Here is a 16530-nt window from a genome sequence, read left to right as displayed (position 1 = left end):
CGTTCACCTCTATCAATATATGTACAAACTACCTAACACTTCATACTCTCGTTTATTTTCCCCTTTAAATTCTACTGCAAATGGATATTCGCCATGATTCTTCAAATATTCTAGTACTAGCCCTTTCCCAATTGGTTCACAAAACTGTACTTGAATGTCACCAAACGATACACTTTGACACTCCGCATTCCATTCTTCATTTTTCATGACTGGAGTTGCAGTTAGCTCCATGACTGCTTTCCATTTCCGTACTGTTTCTCGAACATTTTTTACTGCGTAATGGATTGTTTCAATTTGTTGTACTTTGTTTTTATGTTCCGTGATTGTTCCAATGTTACGTAAATCTTTTCTTCTTTCTTCATCTGTTTCATTCCACTGTATAAAGAAAGGTAATTTCGGCCCGTTCTCTTCTTGCTTTACAAATAACATTTTCCATTCTAAAAGGCGGCCATCTTTTCTCATACGTTTCCCTTCAAAAGGTCCTATTGTTTGTAAACCGTATTTACTAAACTTATCTGCTAATTCTTCAATGGTATCTGTTCGAATTGCGATTTGCAGCATCCCATCGCCATCTTGTAATTTCACTACCGTTTCTTGTACTAACGGATTTTCTGCTTCTTTCGCTTTTTCTTCATGTTGAACTGCTAAAAATTCTATGTATGATAAATCAAAATAACTTAAACTATTCCAAGTACCCCAAGTAGTATGCTCTCCGCCTAGTACAGTATGAAATCCAAGTGCCTGCATTTGTTTTACCGCTTCCTCCGGTGTGCCATGAACTGCGTGAACGAGATGATCAAATCGTAACATGTCTTTCTCCCCTTTCTCTCCATCCTTTTATTGTATATTTTATTTTTCTTTCATTCAATTCAAAAAACTTTAAAACCCAGTTGATTTATACGATTAATATGTATTATAATGAAACAAATTTCAATATTGCTGATTGGAAAAACCAAAGGCACTTTTCTCACACGGGAAAAGTGCCTTTTTCATTTACTATTACAGGGGGATTTTTTATGCAGAAATTAATTGTCTTTGCTATTATTGGATTTTTCGCTCAATTGATCGATGGAGCACTTGGAATGGCGTACGGGGTAACGTCTACCTCACTTTTACTAATGTTTGGTATCGCACCGGCTGTAGCTTCCGCATCTGTTCATTTAGCTGAAGTTGTTACAACCGCCGCTTCTGGTGCATCTCACCTCAAATTTGGGAACGTTGATAAATACACCGTTTCCAGGCTTACATTACCAGGAGCAATTGGCGCATTTGTTGGAGCATGTTTTTTAAGCAATTTACCTGGGGATGTAATTAAACCGTACATTTCTGTATTTTTATTTACTTTAGGGGTTTATATTTTATTACGATTCATTATTCAAAAACAGATTGTTACTTCAAATAAACGTATGTCGGCTAAACAACTTGTTCCGCTTGGCTTATTCGCTGGATTCGTTGATTCAACTGGTGGTGGGGGCTGGGGTCCGATTACGACACCTGTACTTCTAGCAAGAGGAAATGAAGCTAGAAAAGTTATCGGATCTGTAGATACGAGTGAATTTCCTGTTTCACTTGCTGCAACAATTGGTTTCTTCATCTCACTCGGCTGGGAACAAGTAAGTTGGGTTTGGGTATTTTCGTTAATGCTTGGCGGTATTGTCGCAGCTCCAATCGCTGCATGGTTAGTGCGCATCGTTCCTTCTCATTTACTTGGCGTATTAGTTGGTGGCCTTATTATCTTTACAAACATTCGTACACTACTTACTACATTTAAAGTGGATCCAACTATTATTTCACTTTCTTACGTGGCAATTGGTCTTGTCGTTATTATTTCTATTTTCATTGCTGTTCGCAATCATTCCAATCGTTCTAACGCATCAACAGCCCAATATCCGAATGATCAAAAACAGATGCTACCTTAATTACTAAAAACCGCTCAACTTACTTCGAGCGGTTTTTTTCTATTTTCCAATTCATCATTGTTTCTGTCGAATCTACCCTTTTCATATGTAACTTCTCTAACACACGAATCGAACCATAGTTATCAAGGAGCGTCTCTGCAATAATCGTTTCTACCTCTCCTGTCTGAAAAGCCCAATCTATTAGTTCTTGTACAGCTTCTGTCGCATACCCTTTATTCCAGTATTTCTCAATAAATCCGTAACCAACTTCTACTGTGTGTTCCTCATTTAGTTTCCCTTTAAAACCTATATCACCTAGAACGATGTCATCTTCTTTTCGAATGACATACCACGCGCCCCAAGGTAATACCTCCTTATTTTGTTTTACATTTTCTACATGCCCTACAATATGTGGGCCACTATTATATCCTTGCTCGTTAGCAACGTGAATACTCTCTTCTGTACACGGCACTATATAGAGCCTTTCTGTTTCTAATTTCATTTTGATTTCCCCTTTTTTGCTTACACGTTACTCTAATTATATCAAAAAATATGACCTGATTATGAATGTCGAATTATATTTTCTGAATTTTCTTTTAATTTTTGAAGGGTTTTTCAATATTTTTTGCGAAACATTTGTATAACAATTTTTTCTTTGCTTATTGTTACATAATAGTAGGTTCGGGTGGAGTTTTGCAAGCGTTTCCTATACAATAACCGATATTTTTTGATTTTTTCCTACAAAATATCTTGCAATATATTCAGAAACTCATTACAATTGCCATATATTAAAAATCTTAGCAATATATCAAATCCTCATCAATCCGATGAGGTAGAGGTTGCGACTTTTAAGAGTAAAACGGACGAGACACAGAGAAAGTCACCGACTCCGTTTGAAAGGAAAAGTTGCCGAAGTTTATATTTCTTCTCTGGAAATATGAGCTGGGGCTGTCTCCGAAAGGAACAGAACTGTCACGTTTACAAAATTACCGTGTAAACGTGGGGTGCTATCTTAACGGAAGGGTATGATGGGGTGGTTATTTGTGAAACGTTCCGCCAAATTCCTTTGGCGGTTTTTTGTATTTTTCTCCCCCGCTCCTTCCTATCTTACAAGAAAAGGAGTGTTGAACATGAATAGCGCAACGAATCAAGCTACCTCTAAAACAGAAGCTACAAAAGGAAAAGGTGAATTAAGACGCGGTCTAAAATCAAGGCACCTTACGATGATTTCTCTCGGCGGTACAATTGGTACCGGACTATTTCTTGCCAGCGGTGGTGTCATCCATTCAGCTGGACCTGGCGGTGCATTAATTGCATACGCCGCAATTGGAATTATGGTTTACTTTTTAATGACAAGCTTAGCTGAACTCGCAGCTTACATGCCTGTTACTGGCTCTTTTAGCACGTACGCAACAAAATTTGTTGATCCATCACTTGGCTTTGCACTTGGATGGAACTATTGGTATAACTGGGCAATTACTATCGCTGCTGAACTAGCGGCTGTAACATTAATTATGAAATTTTGGTTTCCAGATACTCCTTCCCTCATTTGGAGCGGATTATGTTTAGCTATTATTTTCCTTTTAAACTACTTATCTGTTAAAGGATTTGGTGAATCTGAATATTGGTTCGCACTTATTAAAGTAGCTACAATTATTATCTTTTTAATTGTCGGGTTTATGATGATTTTCGGAATTATGGGCGGCGAAACTGTTGGATTTAAAAACTTCACTGTTGCAGATGCACCATTTAATGGCGGCATCATGGCAATTATCGGTGTATTTATGGCAGCTGGTTTCTCATTCCAAGGTACTGAATTATTAGGTGTAGCTGCTGGTGAAACATCTGATCCAGAGCGTAATATTCCGAAAGCAATTCGCTCGATCTTTTGGCGTATCCTTTTATTCTATATCCTTGCCATTCTCGTTATCGGTTTATTAATTCCTTATACAACTGAAAGTCTTGCCGCAAGTGATGTAACAGTAAGTCCATTTACACTTATTTTTGAAAAAGCGGGCGTTGCCTTCGCTGCTTCTGTTATGAACGCTGTTATTTTAACGGCAGTACTATCTGCTGGTAACTCTGGTATGTATGCATCAACTCGTATGCTTTGGGATTTAGCTCGCCAAGGGAAAGCACTGAAGTTTCTTGGTAAATTAGATAGCCGCGGCGTACCTGTTAACGCATTAATCGTAACATCGATTGTCGGTAGTATCGCTTTCATTGCTTCTTTATTCGGTGACGGTGTTGTATACATTTGGTTATTAAATGCATCAGGAATGTCTGGCTTTATCGCATGGGTTGGAATCGCAATTAGTCATTACCGTTTCCGTAAAGCATATATCGCACAAGGAAAAGATTTAAATGACTTACCTTATAGAGCAAAATGGTTCCCATTCGGACCAATCTTCGCATTTGCACTTTGCGTCATCGTAATTTTAGGTCAAAACTACGGCGCATTTATGGGTGAATCAATCGATTGGAACGGCGTACTCGTTTCTTACATCGGTTTACCACTCTTCTTAGTACTTTGGTTAGGATACAAATTTACGAAAAAAACAAAAGTCATTCCACTTGATAAATGTGAACTGAAATAAAAGGAGACGAGCAAACAAATTTGTTTGCTCGTTTTTTATTACAAACCTCTTTACTTCCCTATTTCTTCTGTTTTTGCAATAATAAAGGAAATATAAATAAAGGTTGGGATACAATGAACATTCGCATTACTGATGAAGCAATAGCAGCTATACATAGATTAGAACGTGAAGATAAAAAAATCATTCGCATTAGAGGGACAATGACAAACTCTTGTAGTATTTTCGTTGATGTCGATTTAATTTGGGATACATATGTTGCAGATGATGTTGTATATGAAGATGCAGACCTTATCGTACAAATGGATTCATTTACGAAAGACTACACTGGTGATACGGTGAAGCTTGATTATAAAACGACAGGTTTTAGTATTACGACTCCGAATGAGACTTTAGTTTATGGATTGTCGATTAAAAAATAAAACTTGTTTTCAACTGACCACTGAGGTGAAAAAATGGGTAAATATGTTCCGCTAAAATTTTTATTTAACGAAGAATTAGCAGAAAAAATGGCTGATTCTATTTGTAAACACGATCCTACTTTCTCTAAAAGAAACTTTGTATCTTCCGTAACATGTAACGTTGAAAATTTAGAGCTAAAGCAGCGTATTGAAGTAATTGCAGATGAATTACACAATGCTTTACAAAAAGATTTTAATGAAGCAATACATATATTACTGAAAACATTAGGACCAGAAAATACAACAGAAGTAGGCACATTTACAAACGGATATATGTACATGCCTATTGCAAAATACGTTGAAAAATATGGACTTAACGACTTTGAAACCTCATTCAACGCCATGTATGAAATAACGAAAAGAAATACTGCTGAATATGCCATTCGGCCTTTTCTTGAAACATACCATGAAGACACACTAAACATATTACAACAGTGGATTCATGACGAAAACAGCCACATTAGAAGATTAGTTTCCGAAGGTACAAGACCAAGACTTCCTTGGGCTAAAAAAATAGGAGCTCTGAAAGGTGACTTTCAGTACAATTTACAGCTTCTTGAGCCTTTAATGAATGACCCTTCTAAATATGTTCAAAAATCTGTAGCCAATCATATTAACGATATTACGAAAGAAGATAAAGAACTCGTTTTTCAATGGTTGCAGCAATTACGTGATAAACAGCATCCAGTTAATCCTTGGATTATAAAACATGGGTTACGAACGGTGATTAAAAATGGTACTTTATCAAAAGATTTTTGTTTTTGAGTATTTTAAACAAAAACGCGTATGCTTCAAAAATAAAGCATACGCATTTCTTTCTTTTAAATACAGCAATAACAAACGTATTTTTCCAACATTCCACTTCTTCAATGAAAGGTCTATAGCATTATTTCGATAAAGCTAAACCACCTACCATTGCTCATAAAATCTATCCCTATTCCATTTCTACTTGCTTCATATAATATTCCATCGCTTCATTAAGCCATTTTTGTTCATCTTCTGCGAAAGGCGAAGGTATCATATTTTCAAGTTCTTGCATATCCAGTTCTTCCACACTAGTATTAGCTAACTTTTGTATCAGATCCTCATTAAGAAATGAAAAAGACTCTTCAATATATTCCTTAATCATCTCTTGTACTTTCGAATCCTCGACTGGTTTACCATATAATTGCTTAACCTTTTTAGACAATTGAATAAACGTTTTATCCAAAGCAATTTTATCTTCTTCTGATTTCTTTGATATTTCTTCCACGATATCCGTTAACTTATGGCGTTCCGTCCATTCTTTGTGTGTATGTTCAGTATTCATACCGTAAATAAGACTAAATAATACAGTACTATCTACTTCTTCTTCCTCTTCGACTAACTTCATTACTCTTTTAATCACTTGCATTGATTGCTCAATTTGTTCTTGTTCTCTTTCTAACACTTGCAAATGGAGAGACAAGCTTTCATTCAGATCAACGCTAAAGCTTGATTCATGTAACAAATTAGCGACTTTATCTAGACTATAGCCTAGAAATTTTAAACTTATAATTTTTTGTAAGGTTATAATATCTTGATATTTATAAATGCGGTGCCCTGAAGAAGGATTCTTTTCTGGTTGTAACAATCCAATTTCATCATAGTAATGCAAAGTAGGAATTGGTATGCCCGTTTTTTTCGAGAATTCTCCAATAGAAAACTTTTTATCCGTATTCATGTAAATCCCCCTATTAAAAATATAAATTCATTATAAAACCTAAAGTAACTAGAGGTTCAAGAGGATAATTCAAGAAAATTCAAAAACGTTAAAATGCATGTAATCAATACGTATTGCACTATTTCATTTAATGGCCCAATTATTGAAGAGCATAACCTTCCCTCACAAATTCAAAGGACTTTCACTTACTTATCCCGAATATATAAATAACCATTCTTACAAGGAGCGAATTTATATGAATCTATTCGAACACGAAACGTAAAACCGCTTCTCTTTCATAAGAGGTCCTCCTTTTTCTTTTTTCATCATATCATTCATTGAAAAATAGGAGGACATAATTATGAAACGTAATCTATTATTTTTAACTTTATTAGAAAGTGCAAATACACATTTTAGCGGTTGGGATTTTTCTTTTATTTCAGAAACGGGCCGAATGAAGAGCGAGCCTTTATCATGGTCGTACGGTAGCACTGCTTATCAGCTTATGCAACGTGCTAAAGCAATGCTCGATATGGGTACTGGCGGCGGAGAGTTTTTATCTATGTTACAACCGTTCCCACCAACTATTTATGCGACTGAGGGTTATGCTCCAAACGTGCCAATTGCTCAGAAGAAATTAGAACCTTTAGGGATTACTGTTGTAGAGGTGAGCGATGATACTGCATTACCATTTCAAGATGGGCAGTTTGATTTAATTATAAATCAACATGAATCCTATGCTGCTTCTGAGGTAAATAGAATACTTTCTCCTAATGGAATATTTCTTACACAGCAAGTTGGCGGTCTTGATTGCGCGGTACTTAATGAGCAGTTTGGCTCACCACTAAATAGCGAATTTGCAAGTTGGTCACTCGAAGCAGCATATAGTGAGTTAGAGGAAAATGGATTTACTATCTTAGATGCAAAAGAAGAATTCCCTTTCCAACGCTTTTATGATATTGGCGCTATTGTCTATTATTTAAAAGCGATTCCGTGGCAAATCCCTGATTTTACTGTCGAAAGGTATTATGAGGAACTATATCGTATACATGAAATCATCTTGCAAAAAGGATATTTTGATGTGAAGCAACATCGATTTATCATTAAGGCGATTCACAGCTAACAAAAAGGAGGTGGCAAAGCCCCTCCTTTTTGCTCCGTTTACGTATGTTCTCTACTCTTTCATAATAAGAAAAGTTATATCATCCCACTTCTTATCTAATTGTAAAGTAGTCTTTTCAATACTAGCCCCTGTTAACAAATCATATCCTTCAATCTCAGCTACCAATTGTTTCTTTTTACTCTTTGGATTCATATCTTTGTATAAGATGTATAACTTATTACCATGTACTTGTATATCAGAAATCCCTTTGTCCTCTCTAGTGATTTTTGTATTTTTGTCACTTTGTAATGAATATGTACGTATGATATTCAAGTTCTCATCTAGCTCTTTCACTTTTTCATCATTATTTAAAATATACACCTTATCTTCAATCACCTGCACTAGAACAGGTATGAATTGCTTTTCGTCTAATATTGTTTCTTTTTCTACTACTCTAGTCTTTGTATTTACCATAATTAATTTAGGTGGTAACTTTTGATTTACATTATCACTTAGTACGAACAATAATTTATCTTTATACTTTTGAAAAATTACTTTTTGAGGAGTTGTTGCAAAATATACATTTTCATTAGGAATTTCAAATTCGTTTGTTTTTTTATTTGTGACCAAATCTATTTCTGAAATATATACTTTGTCTAGCGTTTGTGAAAATGCGTATATATGATTCTCAATAATATGCGCACCTTGAATCGTTCCCTTTAGTTCTACACTTTCTTGCCTTTTATCATTCTCTTTCCAATATACGAGTTCACTTGTATATCCTTTCTTTTCGTCTACCAGCCCAATGTTCACATCATAAAATTTATAACCTTGCTCTGCATGTATAAAATATGCCCCTGCGTTTACATCTTGTAATTGTTTCGGTCTACTGATTTCTTGCATCTTACCAGTCTTATCAATTGCATAATGATTGTTATTTCTATTTGATGAAAAGTAGTATCCCTTTTCATCTTTTGCATTGCTCATCATACTTTGACCATCTACTTCCATTTTACTAATCGTATTTCCTTTCTTATCATATGCATATATGTAACCACCATCTTTCATTGCATTTGAATAGGATACTAGATAGTCCGCTTGTTGAATGTTTTTAAGTTCTTTATCACTTTTAGAACAAGCTACCAAGAGGAACATCGTACATATAACGATTATGGCCAATGAATTGTATTTCTGAAACATATCTTTCCCCCTTATATATAATGAGAGCAATCAACATACAAATGCTAATTGCTCTTTGAAAGATTTTATTAACTTGAGTATGAAAGATTTTTTTTTACATATCGTGTGTTCGCATTATCATCTGTCAAAAATGAAGTTGTGTAATGAATAATATTCCCGTTATCGTACGTGAATATATGCTCTAACTTATTTTCTTCTGTTAATACTATTGGTAAGTATTTTGGTAAATTGCTCACTACACCTCTATTATCCTTATTTAATATCCAATCAATTTCTTTCCATTCTAATAATCCTTCCGCCATACTTACTGGCGTGTCCATATGTACCCCATCTGGCAGATCAGCAAGGAATACATACATTCCTTCACGCCCCTGAGACTCGTCCTTACTTTTAAAAACGACATTCCCTTTATACGTTACACTTGGAAGATCTATGCCTGTTTCTTCAAGCGTTTCTCTAATTATTCCTTCATATGGCGTTTCATTATCTTCAATTTTTCCACCAACACCATTCCACATTCCCATATTTGGCTTTTTATTTCTATTCAATAAGAGTATTTTATTTCCTTTTCTAATGAAACAAATTGTGTACTTATACATACGTTTCTTTCCTTTCTTTCCTTTCTTTCCTTTCTTTTTCCCCTCATCTAAAAATTTAAACAGCATTTTGATTAGACTTGCTGCATAAAAAAATTCTTATTATACAAACAACTGTTTTTTTAATGAGGTATTTTGCTCATTTTTATTCAAAAACATTCTCCTTACAATCATATCTCACATAATATATTGTACAACTTTCGTTTCCAGAAAGGAGTGTTCAAAATCGATAACATAAGCAGCGAATTTTTAAAACAATTTTACGATAGTCGCGTCTGGTTATATGATACACATTGGCTTGGAGTCCCCATTCTCAAACTTCCTTCTGATCTTTTTTTGTATCAAGAAATGATTTACGAATTAAAACCCGATTTAATTATTGAATGTGGCACTTGTTATGGTGGTAGCGCACTGTATTTAGCTTCCATTTTAGATTTAATTGGAAAAGGTCATGTTCTTACTATTGATATATTTCCACAACCAAATCGTCCATCCCATGATCGTATTACGTATTTAACAGCTTCTTCTGTTTCAGTAACCGCTGTGCAAACAATATTAAGTATGCGCAAACCTGATGATGTGATTTTAGTTATTTTAGATTCAGATCATAGTAAAGAGCATGTAGCAAAAGAATTGTTGCTTTATAAATCTATCGTTACTAAAGGCAGTTATATTATAGTAGAAGATACATCTATTAATGGAAATCCTGTTTCTCCTGATTGGGGACCTGGCCCAATGGAAGCTGTTGAAGAGTTTTTAGCTACAAACAACAATTTCATAATCGATGAATCTAAGCATAAGTTTTTCATATCGTTTAACCCAAAAGGTTTTTTAAAGAAGATAAAGTGAAACGTTAATAAGTGGGGATAGAGAAACCCCCACTTATTCTATGATCTTCATTTTTGAAAAAGGATAATATACAAATTCCACTTTGCCTATTATATTATCTTCTTCAATATATCCTAAACCGTTTCGACTATCTCTACTAAGTTCACGATTATCTCCCATTACAAATAATTTATTTGGTGGGATTTTTGTCTTTTGAAAGTTATAAAACACTTGCGTATTATTGAATAAATCTTTATTTGTATACGGTTCTTCTTGTTTTTTATCATTCACATATACAGATCCATTCGTTATGTTAATTACGTCACCAGGAAGCCCTATTACTCGTTTTACATAATATTTTGACTCATCCTCTTCCTTTATAATGACAATTTCTCCATGCTCTAAATCAGAAAAGTGTACGGCTGCTTTATTTACAAATACGTAGTCTTCTTCATATAAAGTCGGTTGCATCGATTTCCCTTCCACTTTACATAAAGTAAAAGAATGATAGGCTATTACCAAAACAAACACGAAGAGTATGTATTTCCCCCAACCTCTTTTAATCTCCTGTTTCATATCCATTCCCACCTTATTCAAACGCTTTTTAAATCAAAAAATATATCACTGCACCATATGTCTCAATGCAGTGATATTATTTTTACTGGGCCTTGTTCGGCTGCTCTACTGGGACTGGATTTCCACCTGCTCTTTTCGCTTTCAATTCAAAATACGCATCCAAAATTTCTTTACCAATCGCGGAATTAATTCCTGATTTGTCATCATTTACCCATGGTACAACAACTGAAAAAGCTACTTCCGGATCAGCATCATACGGCGCATAACCGGCAAGAGTTAAATTATAACATTTTTTTCGATTATTGTTTTCATCTCTTCCAATTTCACTTTCTCCACCATACACAGTTTCAGCTGTCCCTGTTTTTCCAGCTGGTTTATACGGTAATCCTTTAAACGTTGCAGTACCTGTTCCGTCATTCTCTTGAAAAACCCTTCTAAATCCTTCTTTTACATGATTAATGTATGAAGTGTTCATATCCACTCGATTTAAAATAACTGGTTCAATAGATCGAATAACTTTTCCAACATCCTCTGGTCTATGTGGTTGTTCTCTCACTTCTTGCACAATTTGCGGTTTCATTCTGTAACCACCGTTTGCAATGGTTGAAATATATTGAGCAAGTTGAAGCGGCGTATATGTATCGTACTGTCCAATCGCATAATCAAGTAAAAAACCAGGTACGTTATCCGTTCTACCCATTTGACCAATCGATTCATTCGGCAAGTCAATACCAGTCGGTACACCTAAACCAAATTGTCTAAAATAGTAGCGCATTTTATTAAATGTCTCTTGTTTAATATCTAATGGATTGTTTGGCACATAATTTATACCTGCCATCTTTAATGCTGTATTAAACATATATACGTTTGATGAAACTTGTAAAGCTCTTAAATCATCAATATCACCAAAGTCTTTCCACGATTTCTTCGGCTTAGAGCTTCCTTTAAAATACATAGGTGCATCAAAGAAATGTGTATACGGCTTAATTGTGTCAGTTTGATAGCCGGCTAATAATGTAGCCCCTTTCACAGTTGACCCTAACTCATAAGAACTTGTCATCGTCCCTAAAGCATAGTCCTCTATTTGCATCCCGCCATCTTTATTTACAATTTTCTTTCCTGCCATCGATAAAATTTGACCGTTTTTCGGATTCATCATTACAACGAATGCACGATCCATCATCGGCTCTGCAGAATGAAATGCTCGTAAATTCTTTTCAAGACTTTCCTCTACTTTTTTCTGTAACTCCATATCTACTGTTAACATTAAATTATTTCCACTTTTTCCTTCGGTCACTTTTTCTGTCCGGATTATATTTCCTGCTTTATCTGTAATGCTTTTAGATTGCTCTTTCGTTCCATGTAATGCGTCTTCATATTGCTTTTCGATGTAACTCTTACCAATGCGGTCATTTCGGTTATAATCACGCACTAAATAATAATCTAATTGTTCCCTTGGCAATCCTTCATTTTCAGTAGAAACGCTACCAAGAATAGAACGAAGTATTTTATCATTTGGGTATTCACGTTCCCAGTCTACTGTCGTATCTACTCCGGGCAAGCTTGCCAATCTTTCACTTACGACTGCATATTCATTTTGACTTACATCTTTTTTAACGATTTGCGGCGTCATTTTATATCCCGCATTCATTTTGCTTTTAATAGCTAGTACTTCTAGGTCTTCTTTTGAAAGTTCGCTTAATTCTTCTTGTGTAATTCTTTCCCTACGTAACTCTTCCACTTTTTTATCTAATTCTTTCCCTTCTATCTCCTGCTTCCTAAATTTACTCTCATCTTCTTTCGTTACTTTTTCTGCTGCCCGCTTTTCATTTAACTGCATCCAAAAATCCTTTTTATCTGTTTCTGTTAACTTGTCTATATCCTCTGGCGACATTTCAATTAACTGGGCTAACTGTCTTGCTACTTGTAAAACTTCTTTCGAATCTACTCCTTTCATTTTCGTATATGTAACGGTTCGTAGTGGTTTGTTATTTACAATCACCTGACCTTGTCGATCAAACATTTTCCCTCTAGGAACAGGTGTACTTACCGTTACATCTTCCTTTTTGTTCACTTCATTTCTATACGTTTCTCCATCAATGATTTGTACTTTACCTAATTGAATTATAATAGCTGAAAATAAAAGAAAGACGATAAAAAATAGTACATTTAACCGAAAAGGAATATGAGTCTTTTTCTTTTTCGATTGTTTCTTCTGCTCCTTTTTCTGTCTCATTTCGCTCCCTCGCTTCATTCTATTAACATTTCTACATGGAACCATTATGTATCAAATTTATTTATATGATATATATAGAATTTTATATTAATTATAAAAGAAATAAAAGATTTAATTTTCAGTTTTTTTATTTTATATCCTATTTATTACCATTCCCTTAATGCACAATAACATGAATATTATTCTAAAAGAAAAATGGTACAAATTTATTTTTATACCATTAGTTTACATTTATTTGTATACTAAAGAAATAAATTCATAAAAGACATTACTTAAGGAGAGAACGAAAATGACAGATTCATTTACAATACATACTAATGCGCCCCATTGTTTAAACTTTATGATTTATATTCAAAATATTTATCTCAACCAAAAAGAGAAAAAGGAAAATTTAAAATTTCCTTACATAGCAAGACAATTCAATTTTTCTACTAACTTTGAAGCAAAATTCAAAGAATTATGGCATTCACTTCGCAAACAAATGGCTAATGACAAGTATGATTCGCAAATTTTTTATGATGAAAACCATATCTTTTATGAGAATCTTTTTGATAATCATTTATGTAATGAAGAATTATTCAAAGAATTAATATGTAGTTTTAAAGTTTGGTGGACTAGCATAGCAGGTCAGCTTTCATTAGAATGGTCTGTAAGTGATTTTAGTAGACAACTTTACGAAGACTTAGTTTTATATATAAAACAACACCAAATAAAACCTTTACAACAGCTACATATTAGCTTACTTTATGACGATTGTGTATTCGTTAAAAATAATACTACTTCTTACTCTGCTATTTTACCTACGAAACACTTTTTTATTAATTATAGAGATGTTGTTACTACATTATCGACATGTTTTCACGCTGCTTAGTATAACGATTACTCAAATAAAAAACTGAGGCGGATACCTCAGTTTTTTCGATAACTTATTTCCTTGAAGACAATCCGTCAACAAATTCACCAATCTTATTTTGAAAAACATAATCAAAGTTATATTCTTGTCCTGTTAACTCTTCATTTACTAAAATCGTTGTTGCTCCTACTTCCCTCTTTGCGATTTGCGGGAATGAAGCAACAGGTTGTACTTTGAGTGACGTCCCCATAACGATAAGCACATCTGTTTCATATAAACGTTTGACCGCATTTTGATATTGCGGCAATGTATCTCCGTATAAAACAACGTCTGGATTTAAAATGAAATTACACTTCTGACAGCGCGGCACCTCATGATCAATCATATACTGCAAATCATATCCCGTTTTACACTTCGGACAATGTGCTGTTTGCAGTGTGCCGTGTAAATCAATAACATGTTTACTACCACCTAATTGATGTAAACCGTCAATATTTTGCGTTAAAATCGTAATATCTTTCCCTTGCTCTTCTAGCTCCGCTAAAAAGCGATGCCCACGATTTGGTTTATATTGATGAAACGTATTGATTTGAAAGATTTCTTTATAATGCTTCCAAAATTCTTTCGGACTTCGGTTATAGTACCCTCTTGATAAATACATCTCGACATTCGCATCAGCATATAATCCATTTGCTGAACGAAAATCTGGGATACCACTTTCCGTACTTGCACCAGCGCCTGTTAATACTGTCATTTTCTTCGCTTTTTCTAAAATCAAACGTACTTCTTCAAATTGTTGCACAAAAATCACCTCTATGTATATTGCTATACTTATTATACCAGTTGTTTACAGGAGGTGTCGTGCAATTCATTCTACTTAATGTGTCGTGCCACCAACCTCTACAATATCTACCTCAACGGTCGTCGTTACTTCAACTGCCAACTCTATCCCTTTACGAATAGTAGAAAGTGACATACTCGGTTGCCCTGGATAATTACTCGCTTGCTCTGGTAAAAACGGAATATGAATAAATCCGCCTTTCATTTTTGTATCATGTTTTTCTAGTTCATGCATGAGACCATAGAATAAATGATTACAAACGAACGTACCTGCTGTTTGTGAAACGGAAGCCGGTATACCTTCTTCTTGAAGTTTTTTTACAATTGCTTTCATCGGAAGTGTAGACCAATAAGCAGCTGGGCCTTCTTCTACAACCGGTACATCTACTGGCTGATTTCCTTCATTGTCAGCAATTCTAGCATCATCAATATTAATTGCGACACGCTCTATCGTAATATCTGGTCTACCCCCAGCTTGTCCAATGCATATAATAAATTCCGGTGCTAGTTCTTCTATATACTCTTTTAATACACTGATTGATTTATGAAATACAGTGGGTACTTGTTTACTAATAATCTTGTATTCTCCGATTGTTTTTTCATGCAAACTTTTTGCGACTTCCCAAGCTGGATTGATACTTTCTCCACCGAACGGATCAAATCCTGTTAATAATACTGTTTTCATAGTTTTATCCTCCTAATTAGAAACGATATACTAGGCCGTACATGATAAACATATTTATGATGAAGATTGAAAGAGCAATTGGTACTTGCGCTTTAATAACGGCATTTTTATCTTTCAGTTCTAAAAGCATTGCCGGAACGATATTAAAGTTTGCTGCCATTGGCGTAAGCAGCGTTCCGCAATATCCCGCAAACATACCAAGCGCTGCCATAATCGCTGGATTCCCGCCGTGCATTTGTACAATTAAAGGTAAACCAATTCCGCCAGTAATAACGGCAAACGCTGCGAAAGCATTTCCCATTACAACTGTGAAAAGCATCATTCCTAAACAGTACGCCATAACAGCAACGAACGGATACTCTGTCGGTAACACTTGTCCGACTAAATCAGAAACGACTTGTCCAACGCCAGATTTCGCGAAAATACCACCAAGTGCTGCTAACATTTGTGGTAAAATAACAGCCCAGCCGACAGCTTGTAATAGTCTGCTTCCTTCTTGTACAGGCGTTGTTATTTTCGATTTTGTAATACGCATTGCCGCAACGAATGCAAGTAATGCTCCTAATGCTAATGCTACTAGCGTTATTTTATCCGGATCAACAAGAGAAACATTTCCCCATTTGATTTTTCCTAACGTTAACGTACCGATAATTGTAAAAATAGGAATTAATAGTGCAGGCATAAAGATTTTATTTTTTAATTTCTCCGCATGTTTTACACGTTCTTGTACTGGAACTTCTTTCTCCTCTGATTTTGTTACTTTATTTAGTGAAGCTAACACAACCATAGCGAGTACAATACAGCCAACGTAAAACGAAGGGATTACATTTCCGAATAAAAATGTAACTGCAAATAACGCCCAAAATAGACTAGAACCAAATCGATTTGGATGTTCACGATCGAATGCGATACGAACGGCGATAAAGGCAACGATTATACCTAATACATAGTAGATTGTATCCATTGTGATGATGTACATT

At 34.9% G+C, this 16530-nt stretch carries 17 protein-coding genes and 1 riboswitch; of the genes, 7 read left to right on the top strand and 10 right to left on the bottom strand.

Annotation, left to right across the window (positions count from 1 at the left end; all coding sequences use genetic code 11):
- Positions 1-12 precede the first annotated feature (12 nt).
- Entirely contained in the window at positions 13-810 is a 798-nt protein-coding gene (locus QCI47_RS12675; RefSeq protein WP_074543695.1) for a VOC family protein, read from the bottom strand.
- A 98-nt stretch (positions 811-908) separates the two neighbouring features.
- On the opposite strand from QCI47_RS12675, the gene QCI47_RS12670 reads away from it, so the two are divergent.
- Complete coding sequence (locus QCI47_RS12670) at positions 909-1919, top strand: sulfite exporter TauE/SafE family protein (RefSeq protein ID WP_140394921.1); 1011 nt, start codon at positions 909-911, stop codon at positions 1917-1919.
- Between the two features lie 19 nt (positions 1920-1938).
- Here QCI47_RS12670 and QCI47_RS12665 read toward each other — a convergent pair whose 3' ends face one another.
- The gene (locus tag QCI47_RS12665; protein ID WP_309423216.1) at positions 1939-2400 is read right to left on the bottom strand and encodes a GNAT family N-acetyltransferase; all 462 of its coding nucleotides are present in this window, start codon (positions 2398-2400) and stop codon (positions 1939-1941) included.
- Positions 2401-2723: 323 nt separating this feature from the next.
- Positions 2724-2916, top strand: a riboswitch (Lysine riboswitch).
- 112 nt (positions 2917-3028) lie between these two features.
- On the opposite strand from QCI47_RS12665, the gene QCI47_RS12660 reads away from it, so the two are divergent.
- The 3 genes from QCI47_RS12660 to QCI47_RS12650 all read left to right on the top strand — a co-directional run bounded on the left by QCI47_RS12660 (position 3029) and on the right by QCI47_RS12650 (position 5718).
- Positions 3029-4495: an amino acid permease gene (locus QCI47_RS12660; protein WP_353811807.1), complete on the top strand. Its 1467-nt coding sequence runs from the start codon at positions 3029-3031 to the stop codon at positions 4493-4495.
- A gap of 113 nt (positions 4496-4608) precedes the next feature.
- Entirely contained in the window at positions 4609-4914 is a 306-nt protein-coding gene (locus QCI47_RS12655; RefSeq protein ID WP_001026159.1) for an iron-sulfur cluster biosynthesis family protein, read from the top strand.
- 33 nt (positions 4915-4947) lie between these two features.
- Positions 4948-5718 (top strand): DNA alkylation repair protein, encoded by a 771-nt coding sequence (locus QCI47_RS12650; RefSeq protein WP_309423218.1) that lies wholly within the window; start codon positions 4948-4950, stop codon positions 5716-5718.
- 169 nt (positions 5719-5887) lie between these two features.
- Here the strand turns inward: QCI47_RS12650 and QCI47_RS12645 are convergent, their stop codons facing one another.
- The gene (locus QCI47_RS12645; protein WP_309423219.1) at positions 5888-6655 is read right to left on the bottom strand and encodes a MerR family transcriptional regulator; all 768 of its coding nucleotides are present in this window, start codon (positions 6653-6655) and stop codon (positions 5888-5890) included.
- A gap of 340 nt (positions 6656-6995) precedes the next feature.
- Here QCI47_RS12645 and QCI47_RS12640 point away from each other — a divergent pair, with 340 nt between their 5' ends.
- On the top strand, positions 6996-7757 hold the full coding sequence (locus QCI47_RS12640) for a class I SAM-dependent methyltransferase (RefSeq protein WP_309423220.1): 762 nt from the start codon (positions 6996-6998) through the stop codon (positions 7755-7757).
- A 51-nt stretch (positions 7758-7808) separates the two neighbouring features.
- Here the strand turns inward: QCI47_RS12640 and QCI47_RS12635 are convergent, their stop codons facing one another.
- Both QCI47_RS12635 and QCI47_RS12630 read right to left on the bottom strand, forming a co-directional pair.
- Complete coding sequence (locus tag QCI47_RS12635) at positions 7809-8936, bottom strand: hypothetical protein (protein ID WP_309423222.1); 1128 nt, start codon at positions 8934-8936, stop codon at positions 7809-7811.
- 68 nt (positions 8937-9004) lie between these two features.
- Positions 9005-9535 carry an NUDIX hydrolase gene (locus tag QCI47_RS12630; RefSeq protein WP_025991645.1) on the bottom strand — a complete coding sequence of 177 codons (531 nt, stop codon included), beginning with the start codon at positions 9533-9535 and terminating at the stop codon, positions 9005-9007.
- A gap of 213 nt (positions 9536-9748) precedes the next feature.
- Between QCI47_RS12630 and QCI47_RS12625 the strand changes: the two genes are divergently transcribed.
- Positions 9749-10381, top strand: coding sequence for a cephalosporin hydroxylase family protein (locus QCI47_RS12625; protein ID WP_003161750.1), 633 nt, complete (start codon positions 9749-9751; stop codon positions 10379-10381).
- A 33-nt stretch (positions 10382-10414) separates the two neighbouring features.
- Here the strand turns inward: QCI47_RS12625 and lepB are convergent, their stop codons facing one another.
- A complete protein-coding gene (gene lepB / locus QCI47_RS12620) occupies positions 10415-10936 on the bottom strand; it encodes a signal peptidase I (RefSeq protein WP_000806877.1) in 522 nt (173 codons plus the stop codon).
- A gap of 82 nt (positions 10937-11018) precedes the next feature.
- Entirely contained in the window at positions 11019-13172 is a 2154-nt protein-coding gene (locus QCI47_RS12615) for a penicillin-binding transpeptidase domain-containing protein (RefSeq protein WP_353811806.1), read from the bottom strand.
- Positions 13173-13461: 289 nt separating this feature from the next.
- Here QCI47_RS12615 and QCI47_RS12610 point away from each other — a divergent pair, with 289 nt between their 5' ends.
- Complete coding sequence (locus QCI47_RS12610) at positions 13462-14043, top strand: hypothetical protein (protein WP_098672094.1); 582 nt, start codon at positions 13462-13464, stop codon at positions 14041-14043.
- Positions 14044-14098: 55 nt separating this feature from the next.
- Here QCI47_RS12610 and QCI47_RS12605 read toward each other — a convergent pair whose 3' ends face one another.
- The 3 genes from QCI47_RS12605 to QCI47_RS12595 all read right to left on the bottom strand — a co-directional run bounded on the left by QCI47_RS12605 (position 14099) and on the right by QCI47_RS12595 (position 16529).
- On the bottom strand, positions 14099-14827 hold the full coding sequence (locus QCI47_RS12605; protein ID WP_061130667.1) for an NAD-dependent protein deacylase: 729 nt from the start codon (positions 14825-14827) through the stop codon (positions 14099-14101).
- 75 nt (positions 14828-14902) lie between these two features.
- A complete protein-coding gene (pcp, locus tag QCI47_RS12600; RefSeq protein WP_000859733.1) occupies positions 14903-15550 on the bottom strand; it encodes a pyroglutamyl-peptidase I in 648 nt (215 codons plus the stop codon).
- Between the two features lie 16 nt (positions 15551-15566).
- Complete coding sequence (locus QCI47_RS12595) at positions 15567-16529, bottom strand: DUF979 domain-containing protein (RefSeq protein ID WP_353811805.1); 963 nt, start codon at positions 16527-16529, stop codon at positions 15567-15569.
- Position 16530: the final 1 nt, after the last annotated feature.

The sequence above is a fragment of the Bacillus cereus group sp. RP29 genome, assembly GCF_040459765.1.
GTDB lineage: Bacteria > Bacillota > Bacilli > Bacillales > Bacillaceae_G > Bacillus_A > Bacillus_A paranthracis.
This window is presented reverse-complemented; position numbering and strand designations above follow the sequence as displayed.

Bases quoted from the DNA above. Each gene is read 5' to 3' on its own strand.
- QCI47_RS12675 (WP_074543695.1), bottom strand. From the start codon at position 810: ATGTTACGATTTGATCATCTCGTTCACGCAGTTCATGGCACACCGGAG.
- QCI47_RS12670 (WP_140394921.1), top strand. From the start codon at position 909: ATGTATTATAATGAAACAAATTTCAATATTGCTGATTGGAAAAACCAA.
- QCI47_RS12665 (WP_309423216.1), bottom strand. From the start codon at position 2,400: ATGAAATTAGAAACAGAAAGGCTCTATATAGTGCCGTGTACAGAAGAG.
- QCI47_RS12660 (WP_353811807.1), top strand. From the start codon at position 3,029: ATGAATAGCGCAACGAATCAAGCTACCTCTAAAACAGAAGCTACAAAA.
- QCI47_RS12655 (WP_001026159.1), top strand. From the start codon at position 4,609: ATGAACATTCGCATTACTGATGAAGCAATAGCAGCTATACATAGATTA.
- QCI47_RS12650 (WP_309423218.1), top strand. From the start codon at position 4,948: ATGGGTAAATATGTTCCGCTAAAATTTTTATTTAACGAAGAATTAGCA.
- QCI47_RS12645 (WP_309423219.1), bottom strand. From the start codon at position 6,655: ATGAATACGGATAAAAAGTTTTCTATTGGAGAATTCTCGAAAAAAACG.
- QCI47_RS12640 (WP_309423220.1), top strand. From the start codon at position 6,996: ATGAAACGTAATCTATTATTTTTAACTTTATTAGAAAGTGCAAATACA.
- QCI47_RS12635 (WP_309423222.1), bottom strand. From the start codon at position 8,936: ATGTTTCAGAAATACAATTCATTGGCCATAATCGTTATATGTACGATG.
- QCI47_RS12630 (WP_025991645.1), bottom strand. From the start codon at position 9,535: ATGTATAAGTACACAATTTGTTTCATTAGAAAAGGAAATAAAATACTC.
- lepB (WP_000806877.1), bottom strand. From the start codon at position 10,936: ATGAAACAGGAGATTAAAAGAGGTTGGGGGAAATACATACTCTTCGTG.
- QCI47_RS12615 (WP_353811806.1), bottom strand. From the start codon at position 13,172: ATGAGACAGAAAAAGGAGCAGAAGAAACAATCGAAAAAGAAAAAGACT.
- QCI47_RS12610 (WP_098672094.1), top strand. From the start codon at position 13,462: ATGACAGATTCATTTACAATACATACTAATGCGCCCCATTGTTTAAAC.
- pcp (WP_000859733.1), bottom strand. From the start codon at position 15,550: ATGAAAACAGTATTATTAACAGGATTTGATCCGTTCGGTGGAGAAAGT.
- QCI47_RS12595 (WP_353811805.1), bottom strand. From the start codon at position 16,529: ATGTACATCATCACAATGGATACAATCTACTATGTATTAGGTATAATC.